Genomic DNA, 20,292 nt, shown 5'->3' on the forward strand with positions numbered 1-20,292 from the left:
TGTAGCATTGGTCGGCGCGCCGTGGGTGCGTCTTTGCTTTATCAGATGGAGAGCGCTATGGCTTGGAATGAGCCGGGTGGCAACTCGAATAATCAGGATCCTTGGGGTGGTAAGCGCCGCAATAATGGCGACCGCAAGGGGCCACCGGATCTCGACGAGGCCTTCCGAAAGCTGCAGGAAAGCCTGAATGGGTTGTTCGGTGGTGGGAAAAAACGTGGTGGTGACGACGGCGGTCGCACAAGCAAGGGCGGTGGCTATGGCCTGCTGGGCCTGGGTCTTGTCGTGCTCGCAGCCGTGTGGCTGTACAGCGCGGTTTACGTCGTGGACGAGCAGGAGCAGGCCGTGGTGCTGCGCTTCGGCAAGTACTACGAGACTGTCGGCCCGGGCCTGAATATCTACTTCCCCCCGATCGACAAGAAGTACATGGAAAACGTCACGCGTGAGCGTGCCTATACCAAGCAGGGCCAGATGCTGACCGAAGACGAGAACATCGTCGAAGTGCCGCTGACCGTGCAGTACAAGATCAGCAACCTGCAGGACTTCGTGCTGAACGTTGATCAGCCGGAAATCAGCCTGCAACACGCAACCGAAAGTGCACTGCGTCACGTGGTCGGTTCCACCGCCATGGACCAGGTGCTGACCGAAGGTCGTGAATTGATGGCCAGCGAGATCAAGGAGCGCCTGCAACGGTTCCTCGACACTTATCGCACCGGTATCACCGTTACCCAGGTGAACGTACAGAGCGCAGCTGCACCGCGCGAAGTGCAGGAAGCCTTTGACGACGTGATCCGCGCCCGTGAAGACGAGCAGCGTTCGCGCAACCAGGCTGAGACCTATGCCAACGGCGTCGTGCCGGAAGCGCGCGGTCAGGCCCAGCGTATCCTCGAGGATGCCAATGGTTACCGCGACGAAGTGGTTTCCCGCGCCAAGGGTGAGGCGGATCGCTTCACCAAGCTGGTCGCCGAGTACCGCAAGGCTCCGGAAGTCACGCGTGAGCGTCTGTACCTGGACACCATGCAGGAAGTCTTCAGCAACACCAGCAAGGTTCTCGTGACCGGCAGCAAAGGTGGGCAGAACAACCTGCTGTACCTGCCGCTGGACAAGATGATCGAAGGTGGTCGTAGCAGCACCAGCGCACCGGCTACCGGTTCGACCGCTGCTGCCAATGAAGCGAGCGCCCGTGCGGCCGCTGACTTGCTGCAACAGCAAACACGTACCAGGGAGAGTCGTTGATGAGCAATAAATCGCTGACCGCCCTGATTGTAGGCGTCGTCGTGGTCATCGCTGCCTGGAACTGCTTCTACATCGTGTCTCAGACCGAGCGCGCGGTGTTGCTGCAATTCGGTCGTGTGGTCCAGGCGGATGTCCAGCCGGGCCTGCATGTGAAAGTCCCCTACGTGAACCAGGTGCGCAAGTTCGACGGCCGCCTGATGACCCTGGATGCACCGACACAGCGCTTCCTGACCCTGGAAAAGAAAGCCGTGATGGTTGACGCCTACGCCAAGTGGCGCGTCAAGGATGCCGAGCGTTTCTACACCGCGACATCCGGCCTCAAGCAGATTGCCGACGAGCGTTTGTCGCGCCGTCTGGAATCGGGCCTTCGTGACCAGTTCGGTAAACGCACCCTGCACGAGGTGGTGTCCGGTGAGCGTGATGCGCTGATGGCTGACATCACGCGTTCGCTGAACACCATGGCTGAAAAAGAACTGGGCATCGAGGTTGTTGATGTCCGGGTCAAGGCGATCGACCTGCCTAAGGAAGTGAACCGCAGCGTGTTCGAGCGTATGAGCACCGAGCGTGAGCGTGAAGCCCGTGAGCACCGCGCCAAAGGTAACGAGTTGGCCGAAGGTATCCGTGCGGATGCCGACCGTCAGCGCCGTGTACTGCTGGCAGAAGCCTATCGCGAGTCTGAAGAGGCCCGTGGTGATGGCGATGCTCAAGCTGCGGCGATCTACGCCAAGGCTTACGGTCAGGATCAGGAGTTCTACGCGTTCTACCGTAGCCTGCGCGCTTACCGTGAAAGCTTCGCGAACAAAACCGACGTCATGGTGCTGGACCCAAGCAGCGACTTCTTCCGCTACCTGGAAAAGTCCAAGTAACCAGCCGGTGATTCTGTAGGACACACTCCGTCGGGCGGCTAAAATGCCTGGCGGGGTGATCCTTTCAGAAAACGGGTGTATGATGCGGCAGCCGGGAAATTCCCGGCTTTTTTGCGTCTGCATGTTTGATTGTTGTGGTGCGTTGCAGACGCCACAGGTTTTTCGAGGAAAGTGCCCGACGAGGCCGCTAGCAGGCCATTCGTCACGTCGTTCTTGCGCGTTGTTTATGCAGGGGCCGGGCATTTTCTGCTTCACTCAGGGCTCGGCCGAGGGCTGGCCGCCCGGATCATAGGGGAATGGCGTAATGGCAACGGTAGACCGCTGGCTGCTGCCAGATGGCATCGAAGAAGTACTGCCACCAGAAGCTGCGCGCATTGAAGTAGCGCGTCGCCAGGTGTTGGATCTGTTCCAGAGCTGGGGTTACGAGTTTGTCGTGACCCCCCATATCGAGTACCTGGAATCCCTGCTGACCGGCGCGGGCCAGGACCTGGATCTGCGCACCTTCAAGGTCATCGACCCGCAATCGGGTCGGCAAATGGGCTTTCGCGCCGACATCACGCCGCAAGTGGCCCGTATCGATGCGCACACCCTGCGCCGCGAAGGTCCCAGCCGTCTTTGCTATGCCGGCAGCGTGCTGCATGCGCAACCGCGTGCCTTGTCGTCTTCGCGTAGCCCGATTCAATTGGGCGCCGAGTTGTACGGTGATGCCAGCCCGAGCAGCGACGTTGAAGTGATCAGCTTGATGCTGGCCATGCTGCAACTGGCTGACGTGCCGGATGTGCACATGGATCTGGGCCACGTCGGTATCTACCGTGGCCTGGCCCGCGCGGCCGGTTTGTCCGGTGAAGTGGAGCAGCAGTTGTTCGATGCCCTGCAACGCAAGGCTATCGATGAAGTGATCGCCCTTACCGAGGGTGTACCTGCTGACCTCGCCGGCATGCTGCGTGCGCTGGTTGACCTGTGCGGTGGCCGTGAAGTGCTGGTGGCTGCGCGCGAGCGCCTGGCCAATGCGCCGGCGCCTGTATTGGCGGCGCTCGATGACGTGCTGGCGATTGCCGAGCGTTTGTCGGCGCGCTTCCCGCAACTGCCGCTGTATTTTGACCTGGGCGAATTGCGCGGCTACCACTACCACACCGGTGTGGTGTTCGCCGTGTTTGTACCGGGTGTTGGCCAGGCCATCGCCCAAGGCGGTCGTTATGACGATATTGGCGCCGACTTCGGTCGCGCCCGTCCGGCAACCGGCTTTTCCACCGATTTGAAAACCCTGGTGACCCTGGGGCGTGCTGAGGTCGAGCTGCCGTCTGGTGGCGTCTGGATGCCCGACAGCACGGACGCAGCACTCTGGCAGCAGGTTTGCCAGTTGCGCAGTGAGGGTCAGCGTGTCGTCCAGGCTTTGCCTGGGCAGCCATTGGCCGCCGCCCGTGAAGCGGACTGCGACCGGCAATTGATTCTGCAGAACGGGCTTTGGCAAGTATCGCCACTGGCTTCTTGAGTTTTCCTGCCGGCCATCGCCGGCACCAAGTTTGCGCGAATGAGGACAAGTGTTATGGGTAAGAATGTCGTAGTCCTGGGCACCCAATGGGGTGATGAGGGCAAAGGCAAGATCGTTGATCTGCTGACCGAACATGCTGCCGCCGTAGTGCGCTACCAAGGTGGCCACAACGCTGGCCACACCCTGGTCATCGATGGCGAAAAAACCGTCTTGCACCTGATCCCGTCGGGCGTATTGCGCGAAGGCGTACAGTGCCTGATCGGCAACGGCGTGGTGGTTGCACCTGACGCCCTGCTGCGCGAGATCACCAAGCTGGAAGAAAAGGGTGTGCCGGTGCGCGAGCGCCTGCGTATCAGCCCGTCCTGCCCGCTGATCCTGTCCTTCCACGTTGCGCTGGACCAGGCCCGTGAAAAGGCCCGTGGCGAGCTGAAGATCGGTACTACCGGTCGCGGCATCGGCCCGGCCTACGAAGACAAGGTTGCACGTCGTGGCCTGCGTGTGGGCGACCTGCTCAACATGCCGCGCTTTGAAGACAAGCTGCGTGAACTGGTGGACTACCACAACTTCATGCTCGTTGGTTACTACAAAGAGCCGGCCATTGAATTCGAAAAGACCCTGGCCGAGTGCAAAGAGTACGCCGAGCTGCTTAAGCCGCTGATGCTCGACGTGACGGCTGAGCTGCACGACCTGCGTCGCGCCGGCAAAGACATCATGTTCGAAGGCGCCCAGGGCTCGTTGCTCGACATCGACCACGGCACCTACCCGTACGTGACCAGCTCCAACACCACCGCTGGCGGCGTTGCTACCGGTTCGGGTGTCGGCCCGATGTTCCTGGACTACATCCTGGGCATCACCAAGGCTTACACCACGCGCGTAGGTTCGGGCCCGTTCCCGACTGAGCTGTTCGACGAAGTCGGCGCGCACCTGGCCAAGCAAGGTCATGAGTTCGGCGCCACCACCGGCCGTGCTCGTCGTTGCGGCTGGTTCGACGCGGTTATCCTGCGTCGCGCTATCGATGTGAACAGCATCTCGGGCATCTGCCTGACCAAACTGGACGTACTCGACGGTCTGGAAGCCATCAACATCTGCGTCGGCTACAAAGATGCAGACGGTAAGGACGTTGCGCCAACTGACGCTGACAGCTACGTGGGCCTGCAGCCTGTGTACGAAGAAGTGCCGGGCTGGACCGAGTCTACCGTGGGTGCCAAAACCCTGGAAGAGCTGCCAGCCAACGCCCGTGCATACATCAAGCGCGTTGAAGAGCTGATCGGTGCGCCAATCGACATTATTTCGACGGGCCCGGACCGCAACGAAACCATCGTTCTGCGTCACCCGTTCGCTTAATAAGCTGTTGATGTAAAAAGCAAAGGGCTCCTTCGGGAGCCCTTTTTCGTATCCGGCTGGCAAACGGCACGACCCTTGCTATGGTTCTTTCTTTCGCGGTGCTATCAAATTAATGGCACCCGTGGTGGAGGGATTTCCAGTGTCTGCCGTTCTCTCATTGTTACAAAGCCGGCTGTTGCGGCCGGTGTTCGTTACCCTTGGTATCGCTCTTTTGGTGCAAGTGCTGGTCGCCGTCGCTCTGACGCGGAGCACGGTCACCGCATTGGAAGCCGATCTGGGCAACCGCCTGGGTATCGACAGCCAGAAACTGTCCGGCGAGCTGGCGCAAGCCGGCAAGGAAGTCACCTCCAGTCTGGACAGTCTGTCTTCGAGCACGCGCCAGCGTCTGACGGCGGGGCTTTCCACGCGCTTGCAGGATGAGCAGAAGCAACTGCGTGCGACCCTGGAAAAAGACCTGCAAGACTCGGCCAGTGACATGGCACAACTGCTGGCCTCGGTGGCGCCGCGCGCCATGTGGGACAGCGACGTGCCAACGCTGTCGGAGTTCGCCCGGCGTGCCCAGCGCAATCCCAACGTGCTGTTTGTGGTTTACGACGATGCGGCCGGCGAGCATCTGACCCGTTATCTAAACCGCGACAACCCGATCAACCAGGCATTACTGGCCAAAGGTCAGGGCGACCGTGCGCTGGATAAAGTCCTGGATGCGGCGAAAAATGATCCTGCCGTGTTCTACGTCGAAGCGTCGATCAGCCCCAATGGCGTAGAGATTGGCAAGGTGCGCATGGGCGTTTCGACCGCGGCGGTAGAAACCGACCTGGCGGCACTGGACAAGCGTTTTGCCGCGCTGATCGCCAGCAGCGATCAGCTGGTGGGCGACAGTCTTAAGGGTGCTGCCGCAGACAGCGCGGCCTCCATGGGCGCGCGGCTGCAGTCTGCGCAAGCCACCGCCACGCAGATGGCCGCCAACACCACCAGCGCCGTGCAGGAGGCCGCAGGCACCTTGCGCTGGCGCATCGGCATGGGGCTGGCGATGGTTGGGTTCGGCGTATTGCTGCTGATCGCTGTCGTGCTGGGGCGCCGTGTGGTCAATCGCCTGAAGCTGCTGATTGCGGCCATGGATGATCTGGCCGCGGGCGAGGGCGACCTCACCAAGCGCGTGCAAATCAGCAGCAAGGACGAGATCGGCGACATGGCCTCGGCGGTCAATCGCTTTGTGGATAAGTTGCAGCCCATCGTGCGCGAGGCCGGCGATGTGGCCCAGCGCACCGGCGTGGAAATCGGCGCGATGACGTTGCGCAATGCCGGCGCTGATGCGGCGGCGGGCCTGCAGCGTGATGAGGTGGCCGAGAGCTTGCGCGCGCTGTCGCAAATGGCCGATGAGGCCCAGGCCGAAAGCCACGCGATGCAGGCGGCGTTGCAGCAGGTGGTGGATATTCGCCAGGCCACGGACGAAAACTCGCGGACGTCGGCGGAGGTCGGCGGCTTGATCGAAGCGTTGGCCGGGCAGGTGCAAGCCGGCTCCCAGGTCATTGAGCGGCTGGCTCAGCAAAGCGAGCAAATTGAAGTGGTGCTCACAGTGATTCATGGCATTGCCGAGCAGACCAACCTGCTGGCGCTCAACGCGGCCATCGAAGCGGCGCGTGCCGGTGAGACCGGGCGTGGTTTTGCGGTCGTGGCCGATGAAGTGCGGGCGCTGGCGAGTAAAACCCAAAGCTCGACCGGTGATATCCAGGCGCACATCGTAGCGTTGCAGCAAGGCGCGCGCGAGGCGGTGGAAACCATCGGCAAGGCCGGGCGTCAGGCCAATGAAGGTTTGTTGGTGCTGCGCGACAGCGTGCGCTTGCAGCAAACGGTGCAGGCTTCAGTGGAGCAGGTGCACGCAGCAATTGGGTTGGCGACGCGCGCGGCTGAGCATCAGGCGCAGGGTGCGCACGCGGTGCGTGGGCGGGTCGAGGTGATTCATGCCCAGGCCGAGCGTGCTGCGCAGGCGGTGGTTGAGACTACCGCCAGTGGCAAGGTGCTGGATGGGTTGGCGGCGCAGTTGAAGGCGAGCCTGGGGCAGTTTCGGGCTTAGCGCCGCCTGTACCGGCGCTATCGCAGGCAAGCCAGCTCCCACATTGGAATGCACTCGAATGTGGGAGCTGGCTTGCCTGCGATAGCGGTCTCAGCGGCTCAGATACATCCGAGTCGTAAGCAGATACACCGGCAACCCTGACACCAGAATCAACAACGCCGCATAAGGCGCCGCCGCCGCGAACTCCACATTCGAAGTATGCGCCCACACGGCCGTCGCCAGCGTGTTCAACCCCGTCGGACTGAGCAGCAACGTCGCCGTCAATTCCTTCATTGCGTCCAGAAACACCAGCGCAAACGCCGCGCCCAATGCCGGGAAAATAATTGGCAAGGTCACCCGGCAAAACGCGCTGAACGACGAGGCGCCCAGCGTGCGCGCTGCCTCTTCCAGTTGCGGCGCCGCCTTGTTCAAGGCCGTACGGATCGGCGCCTGTGCCAGTGGCAAAAACAGCAGCGCATAGGCAATCAAAAGCAGCGCGGAAGTCTGGTACAGCACCGGCACGTAATGCAGGGCGAAATACACCAGCGTCAATGCGATCACCAAGCCGGGCAGGGCATGCAGCAGGTAAGGCAGGCGCTCGGCCCAGATCGCCAGTTGGCCTTTGTAGCGCACCACCAGCAGCCCGACCGGCACGGCCAGCACCAGGCAAAGCGCCGCGCCGCCCAGTGACAGTGCCAGCGACGACAGCAGTGCTTCACTGATCTCGGCCACGGGAAAGGCTGCCGATGAGCCCACCGCCAGCCAATACCCGAGCATCCCCAGCGGAATACCGCTGCCAATGATCGCCAGCGCCAGGCAATACACCTGACCCAAGGCGGCCCACTTGCCCAGCTTGACCTGTTCGGCATGCCGCGCGGCGCCCTGGCCGATGCGCACGTGCCGGCCCTTGCCGCGCACGCGCAGTTCCAGCCACAGCAGTGTCAGGCACATCACCAGCAACACCGCCGACAGCATCGCGGCGTTGGCATTGCTGAATTCGAGTTCAAATTGTTGGTAGATCGCGGTGGTAAAGGTTTGCAGGCCGATGATCGACAGCGCGCCGAACTCCACCAGCATATGCAAAGCAATCAACAGCGCCCCGGCCAGTAGCGAAGGCCACAGCAAGGGCAGTGTGATACGAAAAAAGACGCCCCAGCGATTCAGCCCCAAGGTGCGGGCCGACTCTTCGAGGGAAGGATCAAGATTGCGCAGCGTCGCCGCCACCGGCAGAAACACCAGCGGGTATTTGGACAGGGTCATCACCAGGATCGCCCCGCCCAGGCCTTCGAAGTTGGCGCTCAGTGACACCCAGGTAAAGCTGCTGACAAACGCCGGCACCGCAAACGGCAGGCACAGGATCACGCCCCATATGCGCCGCCCGGGCAAGTTGCTGCGCTCGAGCAGCCACGCCAGGGACAGGCCGATCACGCCGCAGGCGACCGTCACGCCAATCATCAGCGCCAGGGTGTTGCGCAGCAGGCCGAATACATAGGGGCGCCACAAAAGGTGTATCGCCTCCGCCCAGCCCGCCTGCCATGCTTTGGTGCCGACATAGACCAGCGGCAGCAGGCTCAAGCCAACCAGAAACAGGACGGGGAGCAGCAACCAGATCGACGGGCGCTTGCGTCGCGGGCTCAAACCCCCGCGCAAGGCAGGGGCGGATAGCGATGGGTTCATCAGTTCAAGCCAACGTCACGTTCCAGGTCCAGGGCTTCTTCGGCGTTGCCAAGGTCCGCAGGGGTGACTTTCGGTGGTTGCAGCTCGCTGAACGGCTTGAGGCCACGGTTGGATTCCATGCCCTTGCGCAGCGGGTATTCGGCCGAGGTGTTGGTGATCACGCGCTGGCCTTCTTCGCTGGCCATGAAGGCGAGCAACTGTTGGGCTTCCTTGGGGTGCTTGCTGGATTTCAGCGCGGCAGCCGAAGACACGGTGATCAGGCCGCCCGCGTCGCCATCGGTGAAGTAATGCAGCTGGGAATCCAGGTTGGTTTTTTCCTTCTTCAGGGCAAACCAGTAGTAGTTATTCACCAGCACGGTGGCGACTTCGCCGTTTTCCACAGCCTTGAGGGCGACCATGTTGTTGCTGTAGACCTTGCCGAACGCGCGCAAGCCGGTCAGCCATTCTTCAGCGGCTTCGCGGCCGTGCAGTTTGATGATCGCCACGGCTTGTTCCTGGAACGCGCCGCTGGTAGGGACGAAGCCGACTTTGCCTTGCCACTCGGGGCTGGCGAAATCCAGAACCGACTTGGGCAGGTCTTTTTCGGCGATCAGTTTGGGGTTGAACGCGACAACGCGGGTGCGTGCGGTGACGCCCATCCAGTCGCCGTTGCTGCCGACGTAATCCTTGGGCAATACGTCGAGGGTGCTGGCATCGATCTTCGCCAGCAGGCCTTGTTCGCCAAGCTTGTTCAGTGGCGGCGACTCTTCGGTGTAGATCACGTCGGCAGGGGAGCGGTCGCCTTCTTCCACGACCTGGCTGGCCAGCTGGTTGCTGCTGCCCTTGCGCACATTGACGTGAATGCCGGTCTTGGCTTCGAAGGCTTTGGCGAGTTCATCGCCGACCTCCTTGTGTTGGCCGTTGTACAAGGTCAGTGCAACCTTGTCGGCAGAATAGGCAGCGGGCGAGAGCAGGGTCAGGCCGAGCAGAGTGATGGTCAGGCCACGCAGAAGGGATGTCTTGAGACGGGTATCGCGGATCATCATCCGGGGTTTTCCTCACTTGAGTGCAACAAATCCTTACAAGGATAAACGATAAAACTTCTCAAGTGCGGACAAGCGGGGAAATCGCCAGGCAGGTTTTCAAACCCCGGAAACGAAAAAACCCGCTTTCGCGGGTTTGATCTGAATTTGGTGCCCAGGAGAAGACTCGAACTTCCACGACCTTGCGATCACCAGCACCTGAAGCTGGCGTGTCTACCAATTTCACCACCTGGGCTTATCAACAACGCTTGCGCCGTTGATGGAGCGAACTATACGGAGGGCTTTTTGATCTGTAAACCCCTGATTCAAAAATATAAATCAAGATTCTCGTTAAAAATCAAAGGCCTGAAACGCAAAAACCCGCTTTCGCGGGTTTTTGGAGACTCGAGGCAGAACCTTGAGTTTTAAATTGGTGCCCAGGAGAAGACTCGAACTTCCACGACCTTGCGATCACCAGCACCTGAAGCTGGCGTGTCTACCAATTTCACCACCTGGGCAGCATCAACAACGTTGCCGTCGTCGATGGCGCGCACTATACGGAGGCGATTTTGCGCTGTAAAGCCCTGCTATGAAAAAATCCTGGAAAATTTCGTCAATGGTCGTGCAAGGTGCGTTCCGAGGGCGACAAAGGCCTATAAAACGCTTGTTGATGCCTGAAATTTCCCGTTTCAATACGCGTATGCCAAACTAACCCGCATATAGACAAGGTGAAAACTCTCTAATGGCCGATTGGCAGTCCCTCGATCCCGAGGCCGCTCGTGAAGCGGAAAAATATGAAAACCCTATTCCTAGCCGCGAACTGATCCTGGCGCATCTCGCCGATCGTGGTTCGCCTGCTAGCCGCGAGCAGTTGGTTGAAGAATTCGGTCTGACCACCGAAGACCAGCTCGAAGCCCTGCGCCGCCGTTTGCGTGCCATGGAGCGCGATGCCCAACTGATCTACACCCGCCGAGGCACTTACGCGCCTGTGGACAAGCTCGACCTGATCCTTGGCCGCATCGCCGGCCACCGTGACGGCTTCGGTTTCCTGATTCCGGACGACGGCAGTGACGACCTGTTCATGAGCCCGGCGCAAATGCGCCTGGTGTTCGACGGCGACCGTGCCCTGGCGCGCGTTTCCGGCCTCGACCGTCGTGGTCGCCGTGAAGGCGTGATCGTCGAAGTGGTGTCGCGTGCCCACGAGTCCATCGTCGGCCGTTACTTCGAAGAAGGCGGCATCGGCTTTGTCGTGCCGGATAACCCGAAGGTCCAGCAGGAAGTGCTGATCACCCCGGGCCGCAATGGCGCTGCCAAGGTCGGCCAGTTCGTCGAGGTGAAAATCACCCACTGGCCAACTGCGCGCTTCCAGCCGCAGGGCGACATCGTTGAAGTGGTCGGCAACTACATGGCGCCGGGCATGGAAATCGACGTTGCGTTGCGCACCTACGATATCCCTCACGTCTGGCCAGAGGCTGTGCTCAAAGAAGCCGCCAAGCTCAAGCCGGAAGTGGAAGAGAAAGACAAAGAAAAACGCATCGACCTGCGCCATCTGCCGTTCGTCACCATTGATGGCGAAGATGCCCGCGACTTCGACGATGCGGTTTACTGCGAAGCCAAGCCTGGCAAGCTGCGCCTGTTCTCCGGTGGCTGGAAGTTGTTCGTCGCGATTGCCGACGTGTCCAGCTACGTGAAGATCGGTTCGGCCCTGGATAACGAAGCTCAGGTGCGCGGCAACTCCGTGTACTTCCCAGAGCGCGTGATCCCGATGCTGCCTGAGCAGCTGTCCAACGGCCTGTGCTCGCTGAACCCGAAAGTCGACCGTTTGGCCATGGTGTGCGAGATGACTATCTCGAAAACCGGCGAAATGACTGACTACCAGTTCTACGAGGCGGTGATTCACTCCCAGGCGCGCCTGACCTACAACAAGGTCAGCACCATTCTGGAACAGCCGAAAACCAGCGAAGCCAAAGCCTTGCGCGGTGAGTACGGCCATGTCGTGCCGCACCTCAAGCAGCTGTATTCGCTGTACAAGGTATTGCTGGGCGCTCGTCATATGCGTGGCGCGATCGACTTTGAAACCCAGGAAACCCGAATCGTCTTCGGCTCCGAGCGCAAGATCGCCGCAATCACGCCGACCACGCGCAACGATGCTCACAAGCTGATCGAGGAATGCATGCTGGCGGCCAACGTGGCCACTGCCGAATTCCTGAAAAAGCACGAGATTCCTGCGCTGTACCGCGTGCACGACGGCCCGCCGCCGGAGCGTCTGGAGAAGCTGCGCGCGTTCCTCGGTGAGCTTGGCCTGTCCCTGCACAAAGGCAAGGGCGGCCCGACGCCGAAGGACTACCAGGCACTGCTGGCAAGCATCAAGGACCGTCCGGATTACCACGTGATCCAGACCGTGATGCTGCGCTCTCTGAGCCAGGCGGTGTACAGCGCGGATAACCAGGGCCACTTCGGCCTGAATTACGAGGCGTACACCCACTTCACCTCGCCGATTCGCCGTTACCCGGACCTGCTCACGCACCGCGCGATCCGCAGCGTGATCCATTCCAAGCAGAACACCCCGCACGTCAAGCGCGCCGGTGCCATGACCATTCCGAAGGCGCGGATCTATCCGTACGACGAAGCAGCCCTGGAACAGTTGGGCGAGCAGTGCTCCATGAGCGAGCGCCGTGCCGACGAAGCCACCCGCGACGTAGTGAACTGGCTCAAGTGCGAGTTCATGAAGGATCGCGTTGGCGAATCGTTCCCGGGTGTGATCACCGCCGTGACCGGCTTTGGCCTGTTCGTCGAGCTGACCGACATCTACGTCGAAGGTCTGGTGCACGTTACCGCGTTGCCGGGCGACTACTACCACTTCGACCCTGTGCATCACCGCCTGGCGGGCGAGCGCACCGGTCGCAGCTTCCGTCTGGGCGACACGGTGGAAGTGCAGGTCATGCGCGTCGACCTCGACGAACGCAAGATCGACTTTGGCATGCCAGATAAACCAGCCGAGCCGACTGGCCGTAAAAAACGTGGCGCTGAGACGACTGCGCCGGCAAGCAAAGGCAAAGGCGCTCCTGCTAAAGCAGCGGTCGCCGAGCCTGCGTCAGCCAAACCTGCTCGTCGTTCGTCTGCCAAGGACAAGGCCCCCGAAGCCTACCGCCCAAGCGATGCTGCGGCGAAAAACGCCGAGCTGCGCAAGAGCCGTGAGTTGAAGCAGCAGTTGCTCAACGAAGCCAAAAGCGGTGGTAAAGCGGCGTCTGGGGGAAAGTCCCGCGAGGCGGAAAAACCGTCGAGCAAGTCGAGCAAACATCGTAAAGGCCCGCCAAAAGCGGGTTCGGCCCCCGCGAAAAGCGGCGGGTCGCGCAAACCTAAGGCCAAGTCATGAGTCTGGAAAAAATCTACGGCGTGCACGCCGTAGAAGCACTGCTGCGTCATCACCCTAAGCGCGTCAAACAGGTGTGGTTGGCCGAAGGTCGCAGCGAGCCGCGCGTGCAAGCGCTGGTCGAGCTGGCGACCCAGAATAAAGTTGCCATCGGCCAGGCCGAGCGTCGTGAAATGGACGTGTGGGTAGAAGGCGTTCACCAGGGCGTGGTGGCGGACGTCAGTCCGAGCCAGGTTTGGGGCGAGGCGATGCTCGACGAGCTGCTCGACCGTACCGAAGGTGCGCTGCTGCTGCTGGTACTGGACGGCGTGACCGACCCGCACAACCTCGGCGCCTGCCTGCGTTCGGCGGATGCTGCCGGCGCGCTGGCAGTGATCGTGCCCAAAGACAAGTCGGCCACCCTGACACCGGTTGTGCGTAAAGTGGCCTGCGGCGCGGCGGAAGTGATTCCGCTGGTGGCCGTGACCAACCTGGCGCGCACCCTGGAGAAACTCCAGCAGCGTGGCCTGTGGGTCGTGGGCACGGCGGGCGAGGCTGAGGTCAGCATTTACGACCAGGACCTCACCGGCCCGACCATCCTGATCATGGGGGCCGAAGGCAAAGGCATGCGTCGCCTGACCCGTGAGCATTGCGACTACCTGGTGCACCTGCCGATGGCCGGTAGCGTCAGCAGCCTCAACGTTTCAGTCGCAACGGGCGTCTGCCTGTTCGAAGCCCAGCGCCAGCGTGGCGCGAAGGCCAAAGCCAAGAAATAAGGCTTAAGAGCGACGCAAGACCCTGTGGGAGCCGGGCTTGCCCGCGATGGCGGTGTGTCAGTCAGCAGAGAGGTTGCCTGTGCCATTGTCATCGCAGGCAAGTCAGCTCCCACATTTGTTTTGGTGTATTGGAGATTGTTCAAATAATCACCAATCACCTTGCGCCGTTTCTCCCCCTTCTCTACAATTGCGCCCCTTGCCTTCCTGGCAGGCATCTATGTGCCTCCCTGCGGCAAGATCCATAAGTGTCATTCACTCCTTGTCTGACCGTTTTTGAGCGGCAGGCTACAACCCGTAAGGAGCATTCATGCGTCATTACGAAATCATCTTTTTGGTCCACCCGGATCAAAGCGAGCAAGTCGGCGGCATGGTTGAGCGTTACACCAAGCTGATCGAAGAAGACGGCGGCAAAATCCACCGTCTGGAAGATTGGGGCCGTCGTCAACTGGCCTACGCAATCAACAATGTTCACAAGGCTCACTACGTGATGCTGAACGTTGAGTGCACTGGCAAGGCCCTGGCCGAGCTGGAAGACAACTTCCGCTACAACGATGCAGTGATCCGTAACCTGGTCATCCGTCGCGAAGAAGCCGTTACCGGCCAATCCGAGATGCTCAAGGCTGAAGAAAACCGCAGTGAGCGCCGTGAGCGTCGCGACCGTCCTGAGCACGAAGGCGCCGAAAGCGCTGATAGTGATGACAGCGACAACAGCGATAACGCTGACGAGTAATCCACGGACCTTTTAAGGAGCCTATCAAATGGCACGTTTCTTCCGTCGTCGTAAATTCTGCCGCTTCACCGCTGAAGACGTGAAAGAGATCGATTACAAAGATCTCAACACTCTGAAAGCTTACGTATCCGAGACCGGCAAAATCGTTCCAAGCCGTATCACCGGTACCAAAGCACGTTATCAGCGTCAGCTGGCCACCGCTATCAAGCGCGCCCGCTTCCTGGCCCTGCTGGCCTACACCGACAGCCACGGCCGCTGAGACCGGGCAGTCGACAAGTAGTAAGGGATTGAATGCATGCGCGCCTTAGCTGAGTTCATCATGCGCGGTCGCGTGCAGGCCACTCTGGTAGTGGCTGGATGTGCGGCATTGCCGTTGCTTTATTGGTTGGGTGCTGCCGCAGGTTGCCTTGTGCTGCTGCGGCGCGGTTTGAAGGACGCCCTTGGCGTTCTTGCCCTGGGTTTGTTGCCGGCCTTGATCTGGTGGCTGCAAATGGGTGATCCACGGGTACTTCTGGTACTGCTGGGGTCATCGAGCCTTGCGTTGGTTTTACGCGCAAGTGAGTCCTGGGTCCGCACGCTGCTGGTCAGCGTGGCATTGGGGTTGGTGTACTCAGTGATGCTTGGCGCGGCTTTCCGCCCGCAAATCGAGGCGCTGTCGCAGGAAATCGTCAAGATCCTGCCGTTGGCCCTCGGGGATCTCTATCAGCATTTGTCGGTAGATGAGCGAGCGCGGTTTGTGTCACTGATTGCTCCGGTCCTGACCGGCCTGATTGCGGCATTGTTGCAGGTCGTCAGCGTGCTGAGCCTGATTCTTGGGCGTTATTGGCAGGCGTTGTTGTACAACCCGGGTGGTTTTGGTCGCGAGTTTCGCAGTATCAGAATTCCCGCGGGGCCGGCGATGTTGCTGCTGGCGTGCATGGTTGTCGGACCGAACTTCGGTCCACAGATGGCCTTGCTGGCGCCGATTTGCAGCGTACCGCTGGTGTTTGCCGGACTGGCCCTGATTCATGGGCTGGTTGCGCGAAAGCGCCTGGCCAAGTTTTGGCTGGTGGGGTTGTACGTGACGCTGTTGCTGTTCATGCAGCTGATCTATCCGTTACTCGTGGTTTTGGCCATTGTCGACGGCCTGATTGATTTTCGCGGTCGTCTGGCGTCGAAAGACGCTGATAACGCGAACGGTGAAGGTTAAAAGTTAGAGGATTTTCACATGCAACTGATCCTTCTGGAAAAAGTCGCCAACCTGGGCAACCTGGGCGACAAAGTGAACGTTAAGGCCGGCTACGGTCGTAACTACCTGCTGCCATACGGCAAAGCCACCGCTGCAACCGCTGCCAACCTGGCTGCGTTTGAAGAGCGTCGTGCTGAGCTGGAAAAAGCAGCAGCAGACAAAAAAGCTTCGGCCGAAACTCGCGCTGCCCAACTGGCTGAGCTGGAAGTGACTATCACTGCCACCGCCGGTGACGAAGGCAAGCTGTTCGGTTCGATCGGCACCCACGACATCGCTGATGCACTGACCGCCTCCGGCGTTGAAGTGCAGAAGAGCGAAGTTCGTCTGCCGAACGGCACCATCCGCAACGTAGGCGAATTCGACGTAGCCGTGCACCTGCACGCCGAAGTTGAAGCCACCGTACGCGTTGTCGTGGTAGCAGCTTAAAGCAAGCTAACTGACTGGCACCCCGTGTGCCAGGCGGTTAACATCGGGCACGATCCTGTTTACAGGTCGTGCCTTTTGTTTTTCTACAATCCCCTAATTCCAAGTGGCCATGAACGATATTTCAGCTCCTGAGCAATACGATCTGCAAACCGCTGCCCTGAAGGTGCCGCCGCATTCCATCGAGGCCGAACAGGCCGTGCTCGGTGGCTTGATGCTGGATAACAACGCCTGGGAACGCGTGCTGGATCAAGTCTCGGACGGTGATTTCTATCGCCATGACCACCGGCTGATCTTCCGCGCCATCGCCAAGCTGGCCGACCAGAACTCACCGATCGACGTGGTGACCCTGGCCGAGCAGCTGGACAAGGAAGGCCAGACCTCCCAAGTCGGCGGCCTGGGTTACCTGGGCGAACTGGCGAAAAACACGCCGTCCGTCGCCAACATCAAGGCGTATGCCCAGATCGTTCGCGAGCGCGCCACCCTGCGCCAGTTGATCGGCATCAGCACTGAAATCGCCGACAGCGCCTTCAACCCCGAAGGCCGCACCGCCGCCGAGATCCTCGACGAAGCCGAACGCCAGATCTTCCAGATCGCCGAGGCGCGGCCTAAAACCGGCGGCCCGGTCAGCGTCAACGACCTGTTGACCAAGGCCATCGACCGGATCGATACGCTGTTCAACACCGACAACGCCATCACCGGTATCTCCACCGGCTACACCGACCTCGACGAGAAGACCAGCGGCCTGCAGCCGTCCGACTTGATCATCGTCGCCGGCCGTCCATCCATGGGTAAAACCACCTTTGCGATGAACCTGGTGGAAAACGCCGTGTTGCGCAGCGACAAGACCGTGCTGGTGTACTCCCTCGAGATGCCAGGCGAATCGCTGATCATGCGTATGCTTTCCTCGCTCGGGCGGATCGACCAGACCAAAGTCCGTGCCGGTCGCCTGGAAGACGATGATTGGCCGCGCCTGACCTCGGCGGTCAACCTGCTCAATGACCGCAAGCTGTTCATCGATGACACTGCGGGCATCAGCCCCTCGGAGATGCGTGCGCGTACTCGCCGCCTGGTGCGTGAACACGGTGACATCGCCCTGATCATGATCGACTACCTGCAGCTGATGCAGATCCCGGGTTCCAGTGGCGACAACCGGACCAACGAGATTTCCGAAATCTCCCGGTCCCTCAAAGCCCTGGCCAAGGAATTCAACTGCCCGGTGGTGGCGCTGTCGCAGCTCAACCGTTCCCTGGAACAACGTCCCAACAAGCGCCCGGTGAACTCCGACTTGCGTGAATCCGGAGCGATCGAGCAGGATGCTGACGTGATCATGTTTGTGTATCGGGACGAGGTGTACCACCCCGAGACCGAGCACAAAGGCATTGCCGAGATCATCATCGGCAAGCAGCGGAACGGGCCGATCGGCTTTATCCGCCTGGCATTCATCGGTAAGTACACGCGCTTCGAGAACCTCGCGCCGGGCAGTTACAACTTCGACGACGACGAATAATTCTCCTGCGCCTGTAGAGGCCTCATCGCGGGCAAGCCCGCTCCCACACTTGAACGGTGAATACCTTCAAAAGGGGGAGCGGGCTTGCCCGCGATAGCGTCACCACAATTCCGACCATTACCGTCGGAATTGGTCAAATTTTGTGCTATATTCCGCGCCCGCGATTTTTCATCTCAACACCGGTCACCGTCATGCAAACAGCCAAGCCGTTATTTGACTATCCCAAGTACTGGGCCGAATGTTTCGGTCCTGCGCCATTCCTGCCGATGAGCAGGGAGGAGATGGATCAGCTTGGCTGGGATTCCTGCGACATCATCATCGTCACCGGTGATGCGTACGTGGATCACCCGTCGTTCGGCATGGCCATCATCGGCCGGCTGCTGGAGTCTCAGGGCTTTCGCGTCGGGATCATTGCCCAGCCGAACTGGCAGTCCAAAGACGACTTTATGAAGCTCGGCGAGCCGAACCTGTTCTTCGGCGTCGCGGCCGGCAACATGGACTCGATGATCAACCGCTACACCGCCGACAAAAAAATCCGCTCCGACGACGCCTACACCCCAGGCGGCATGGCCGGCAAACGCCCGGACCGCGCAAGCCTGGTGTACAGCCAGCGCTGTAAGGAAGCCTACAAAAACGTGCCGATCGTGCTCGGCGGCATCGAGGCTTCCCTGCGCCGCATCGCCCACTACGACTACTGGCAGGACCGTGTGCGCAACTCGATCCTGATCGACGCCACTGCCGATATCCTGCTGTACGGCAACGCCGAGCGGGCCATCGTTGAAGTCGCCCAGCGGCTGTCGTGGGGCCACAAGATCGAAGACATCACCGACGTGCGCGGCACCGCGTTCATTCGCCGTGACACGCCGGCGGGCTGGTACGAAGTGGACTCCACGCGTATCGACCGTCCGGGCAAGATCGACAAGATCATCAACCCGTACGTGAACACCCAGGACACCCAGGCCTGCGCCATCGAGCAAGAGAAAGGCCCGGTGGATGACCCGGAAGAAGCCAAAGTCGTGCAGATCCTGGCCAGCCCGAAGATGACCCGCGACAAGACCGTGATCCGCCTGCCATCGGTGGAAAAAGTCCGCGGCGACGCGGTGCTCTATGCGCACGCCAACCGCGTGTTGCACCTGGAAACCAACCCAGGCAACGCCCGCGCCCTGGTGCAGAAGCACGGCGAAGTCGACGTGTGGTTCAACCCGCCACCGATTCCGATGACCACCGAAGAAATGGACTACGTGTTTGGCATGCCTTACGCCCGTGTTCCGCACCCTGTGTACGGCAAGGAGAAGATCCCGGCCTACGACATGATCCGCTTCTCGGTGAACATCATGCGTGGCTGCTTCGGCGGCTGCACCTTCTGCTCGATCACCGAGCACGAAGGCCGCATCATCCAGAACCGTTCCGAAGAGTCGATCATTCGCGAGATCGAAGAGATCCGCGACAAAGTGCCAGGCTTCACCGGGGTGATTTCCGACCTCGGCGGCCCGACCGCGAACATGTACCGCATCGCCTGCAAGAGCCCGGAAATCGAATCCGCGTGCCGCAAGCCGTCGTGCGTGTTCCCAGGCATTTGCCCGAACCTGAACACCGACCACTCGTCGTTGATCCAGCTGTACCGCAGCGCCCGTGCGTTGCCGGGTGTGAAGAAGATTCTGATTGCTTCCGGCCTGCGCTACGACCTCGCGGTCGAGTCGCCGGAATACGTCAAAGAGCTGGTGACCCACCACGTCGGTGGCTACCTCAAGATCGCCCCGGAACACACCGAGGAAGGTCCGCTCAACCAGATGATGAAGCCGGGCATTGGCAGCTATGACAAGTTCAAGCGCATGTTCGAGAAGTACACCAAGGAAGCGGGCAAGGAGCAGTACCTGATTCCTTACTTCATCGCGGCCCACCCGGGCACCACCGATGAAGACATGATGAACCTGGCCCTGTGGCTCAAGGGCAACGGCTTCCGCGCCGACCAGGTGCAGGCGTTCTACCCCTCGCCAATGGCCACCGCCACCGCGATGTACCACTCGGGCAAGAACCCGCTACGCAAGGTCACCTACAAGAGCGACGCGGTGACCATCGTCAAGAGCGAGGAGCAGCGCCGTCTGCACAAGGCCTTCTTGCGCTACCACGACCCGAAAGGCTGGCCGATGCTGCGTGAAGCATTGACCCGCATGGGCCGTGCCGACCTGATCGGGCCGGGCAAGGACCAGTTGATCCCACTGCACCAGCCGGCCACCGACAGCTACCAGAGCGCGCGTCGCAAGAACTCGACGCCGGCCGGCAGCCACAAGGTCGCCAAGGAAACCACCACCAGGATCCTCACCCAGCACACCGGCCTGCCGCCACGTGGCAGCGACGGTAGCAACCCGTGGGACAAGCGCGAACAAGCCAAGGCTGCGGCCATGGCGCGCAACAAGCAGGCGGCCAAGGAACGCGCCGACGCGGCCAAGGGCAAGGGCGGCAAGCCTGCGCGCAAGCCGGTCGTGCCGCGTTGATCGCAGCCTGAATATGCAAAACGCCAGCCTCGTGCTGGCGTTTTGCTTTCTAGTCGGTGGGTGGTCTGTTTGTTAAGGTGGCGCGCATTGAATCGCCTTCGCGAGCAAGCCT

General features: G+C 60.6%; 14 protein-coding genes, 2 tRNA genes and 2 pseudogenes. 14 read left to right on the plus strand and 4 right to left on the minus strand.

Annotated elements, in window-relative coordinates; all coding sequences use genetic code 11:
- Positions 1-57 precede the first annotated feature (57 nt).
- From hflK to ABWL43_RS02645, 6 genes and pseudogenes are all read left to right on the plus strand, one after another.
- Positions 58-1,233, plus strand: a complete 1,176-nt coding sequence (hflK, locus tag ABWL43_RS02620) for an FtsH protease activity modulator HflK (protein ID WP_106577626.1) — start codon at positions 58-60, stop codon at positions 1,231-1,233.
- Positions 1,233-2,099: a protease modulator HflC gene (hflC, locus tag ABWL43_RS02625; RefSeq protein WP_017138460.1), complete on the plus strand. Its 867-nt coding sequence runs from the start codon at positions 1,233-1,235 to the stop codon at positions 2,097-2,099. Before hflK ends, hflC begins: the two co-directional genes overlap by 1 nt.
- Before the next feature lie 304 nt (positions 2,100-2,403).
- Complete coding sequence (locus ABWL43_RS02630) at positions 2,404-3,591, plus strand: ATP phosphoribosyltransferase regulatory subunit (RefSeq protein WP_145160163.1); 1,188 nt, start codon at positions 2,404-2,406, stop codon at positions 3,589-3,591.
- A 54-nt stretch (positions 3,592-3,645) separates the two neighbouring features.
- A complete protein-coding gene (locus ABWL43_RS02635) occupies positions 3,646-4,935 on the plus strand; it encodes an adenylosuccinate synthase (RefSeq protein ID WP_122718812.1) in 1,290 nt (429 codons plus the stop codon).
- Between the two features lie 1,114 nt (positions 4,936-6,049).
- Positions 6,050-6,103: pseudogene (locus tag ABWL43_RS02640) on the plus strand (hypothetical protein); the annotation flags it as partial.
- 390 nt (positions 6,104-6,493) lie between these two features.
- Positions 6,494-7,009 (plus strand): annotated as a pseudogene (locus ABWL43_RS02645) (methyl-accepting chemotaxis protein); the annotation flags it as partial.
- 90 nt (positions 7,010-7,099) lie between these two features.
- Here ABWL43_RS02645 and ABWL43_RS02650 read toward each other — a convergent pair.
- The 4 genes from ABWL43_RS02650 to ABWL43_RS02665 all read right to left on the minus strand — a co-directional run bounded on the left by ABWL43_RS02650 (position 7,100) and on the right by ABWL43_RS02665 (position 10,184).
- The gene (locus ABWL43_RS02650) at positions 7,100-8,665 is read right to left on the minus strand and encodes an ABC transporter permease (RefSeq protein ID WP_404486600.1); all 1,566 of its coding nucleotides are present in this window, start codon (positions 8,663-8,665) and stop codon (positions 7,100-7,102) included.
- Positions 8,665-9,690, minus strand: coding sequence for an iron ABC transporter substrate-binding protein (locus ABWL43_RS02655; RefSeq protein WP_404486602.1), 1,026 nt, complete (start codon positions 9,688-9,690; stop codon positions 8,665-8,667). The genes ABWL43_RS02650 and ABWL43_RS02655 overlap by 1 nt, the downstream gene beginning before the upstream one ends.
- Before the next feature lie 145 nt (positions 9,691-9,835).
- Positions 9,836-9,922, minus strand: a tRNA-Leu gene (locus ABWL43_RS02660).
- A gap of 175 nt (positions 9,923-10,097) precedes the next feature.
- Positions 10,098-10,184, minus strand: a tRNA-Leu gene (locus ABWL43_RS02665).
- 224 nt (positions 10,185-10,408) lie between these two features.
- Here ABWL43_RS02665 and rnr point away from each other — a divergent pair.
- The 8 genes from rnr (at position 10,409) to ABWL43_RS02705 (ending at position 20,180) form a co-directional block, all read left to right on the plus strand.
- Positions 10,409-13,042, plus strand: a complete 2,634-nt coding sequence (gene rnr, locus ABWL43_RS02670; RefSeq protein WP_404486604.1) for a ribonuclease R — start codon at positions 10,409-10,411, stop codon at positions 13,040-13,042.
- Positions 13,039-13,794 (plus strand): 23S rRNA (guanosine(2251)-2'-O)-methyltransferase RlmB, encoded by a 756-nt coding sequence (gene rlmB / locus ABWL43_RS02675; protein ID WP_404486606.1) that lies wholly within the window; start codon positions 13,039-13,041, stop codon positions 13,792-13,794. The genes rnr and rlmB overlap by 4 nt, the downstream gene beginning before the upstream one ends.
- A 307-nt stretch (positions 13,795-14,101) precedes the next feature.
- On the plus strand, positions 14,102-14,524 hold the full coding sequence (rpsF, locus tag ABWL43_RS02680) for a 30S ribosomal protein S6 (RefSeq protein ID WP_003217491.1): 423 nt from the start codon (positions 14,102-14,104) through the stop codon (positions 14,522-14,524).
- 28 nt (positions 14,525-14,552) lie between these two features.
- Entirely contained in the window at positions 14,553-14,783 is a 231-nt protein-coding gene (gene rpsR / locus ABWL43_RS02685; protein ID WP_002551829.1) for a 30S ribosomal protein S18, read from the plus strand.
- A 36-nt stretch (positions 14,784-14,819) separates the two neighbouring features.
- The gene (locus tag ABWL43_RS02690; protein WP_145160173.1) at positions 14,820-15,713 is read left to right on the plus strand and encodes a hypothetical protein; all 894 of its coding nucleotides are present in this window, start codon (positions 14,820-14,822) and stop codon (positions 15,711-15,713) included.
- Positions 15,714-15,731: 18 nt separating this feature from the next.
- Positions 15,732-16,178, plus strand: a complete 447-nt coding sequence (rplI, locus tag ABWL43_RS02695; protein ID WP_003171376.1) for a 50S ribosomal protein L9 — start codon at positions 15,732-15,734, stop codon at positions 16,176-16,178.
- Positions 16,179-16,287: 109 nt separating this feature from the next.
- Complete coding sequence (dnaB, locus tag ABWL43_RS02700) at positions 16,288-17,685, plus strand: replicative DNA helicase (protein ID WP_017526410.1); 1,398 nt, start codon at positions 16,288-16,290, stop codon at positions 17,683-17,685.
- Positions 17,686-17,876: 191 nt separating this feature from the next.
- Positions 17,877-20,180 carry a YgiQ family radical SAM protein gene (locus tag ABWL43_RS02705; RefSeq protein WP_197625740.1) on the plus strand — a complete coding sequence of 768 codons (2,304 nt, stop codon included), beginning with the start codon at positions 17,877-17,879 and terminating at the stop codon, positions 20,178-20,180.
- Positions 20,181-20,292: the final 112 nt, after the last annotated feature.

The sequence above is a fragment of the Pseudomonas sp. HT11 genome (assembly GCF_044875395.1).
Lineage (GTDB): Bacteria > Pseudomonadota > Gammaproteobacteria > Pseudomonadales > Pseudomonadaceae > Aquipseudomonas.

Coding starts and splice junctions, on each gene's coding strand:
- dnaB (WP_017526410.1), top strand. CDS start 16,288: ATGAACGATATTTCAGCTCCTGAGCAATACGATCTGCAAACCGCTGCC.
- rpsF (WP_003217491.1), top strand. CDS start 14,102: ATGCGTCATTACGAAATCATCTTTTTGGTCCACCCGGATCAAAGCGAG.
- ABWL43_RS02650 (WP_404486600.1), bottom strand. CDS start 8,665: ATGAACCCATCGCTATCCGCCCCTGCCTTGCGCGGGGGTTTGAGCCCG.
- ABWL43_RS02690 (WP_145160173.1), top strand. CDS start 14,820: ATGCGCGCCTTAGCTGAGTTCATCATGCGCGGTCGCGTGCAGGCCACT.
- rpsR (WP_002551829.1), top strand. CDS start 14,553: ATGGCACGTTTCTTCCGTCGTCGTAAATTCTGCCGCTTCACCGCTGAA.
- ABWL43_RS02635 (WP_122718812.1), top strand. CDS start 3,646: ATGGGTAAGAATGTCGTAGTCCTGGGCACCCAATGGGGTGATGAGGGC.
- rlmB (WP_404486606.1), top strand. CDS start 13,039: ATGAGTCTGGAAAAAATCTACGGCGTGCACGCCGTAGAAGCACTGCTG.
- ABWL43_RS02655 (WP_404486602.1), bottom strand. CDS start 9,690: ATGATGATCCGCGATACCCGTCTCAAGACATCCCTTCTGCGTGGCCTG.
- rnr (WP_404486604.1), top strand. CDS start 10,409: ATGGCCGATTGGCAGTCCCTCGATCCCGAGGCCGCTCGTGAAGCGGAA.
- rplI (WP_003171376.1), top strand. CDS start 15,732: ATGCAACTGATCCTTCTGGAAAAAGTCGCCAACCTGGGCAACCTGGGC.
- ABWL43_RS02630 (WP_145160163.1), top strand. CDS start 2,404: ATGGCAACGGTAGACCGCTGGCTGCTGCCAGATGGCATCGAAGAAGTA.
- hflK (WP_106577626.1), top strand. CDS start 58: ATGGCTTGGAATGAGCCGGGTGGCAACTCGAATAATCAGGATCCTTGG.
- ABWL43_RS02705 (WP_197625740.1), top strand. CDS start 17,877: ATGCAAACAGCCAAGCCGTTATTTGACTATCCCAAGTACTGGGCCGAA.
- hflC (WP_017138460.1), top strand. CDS start 1,233: ATGAGCAATAAATCGCTGACCGCCCTGATTGTAGGCGTCGTCGTGGTC.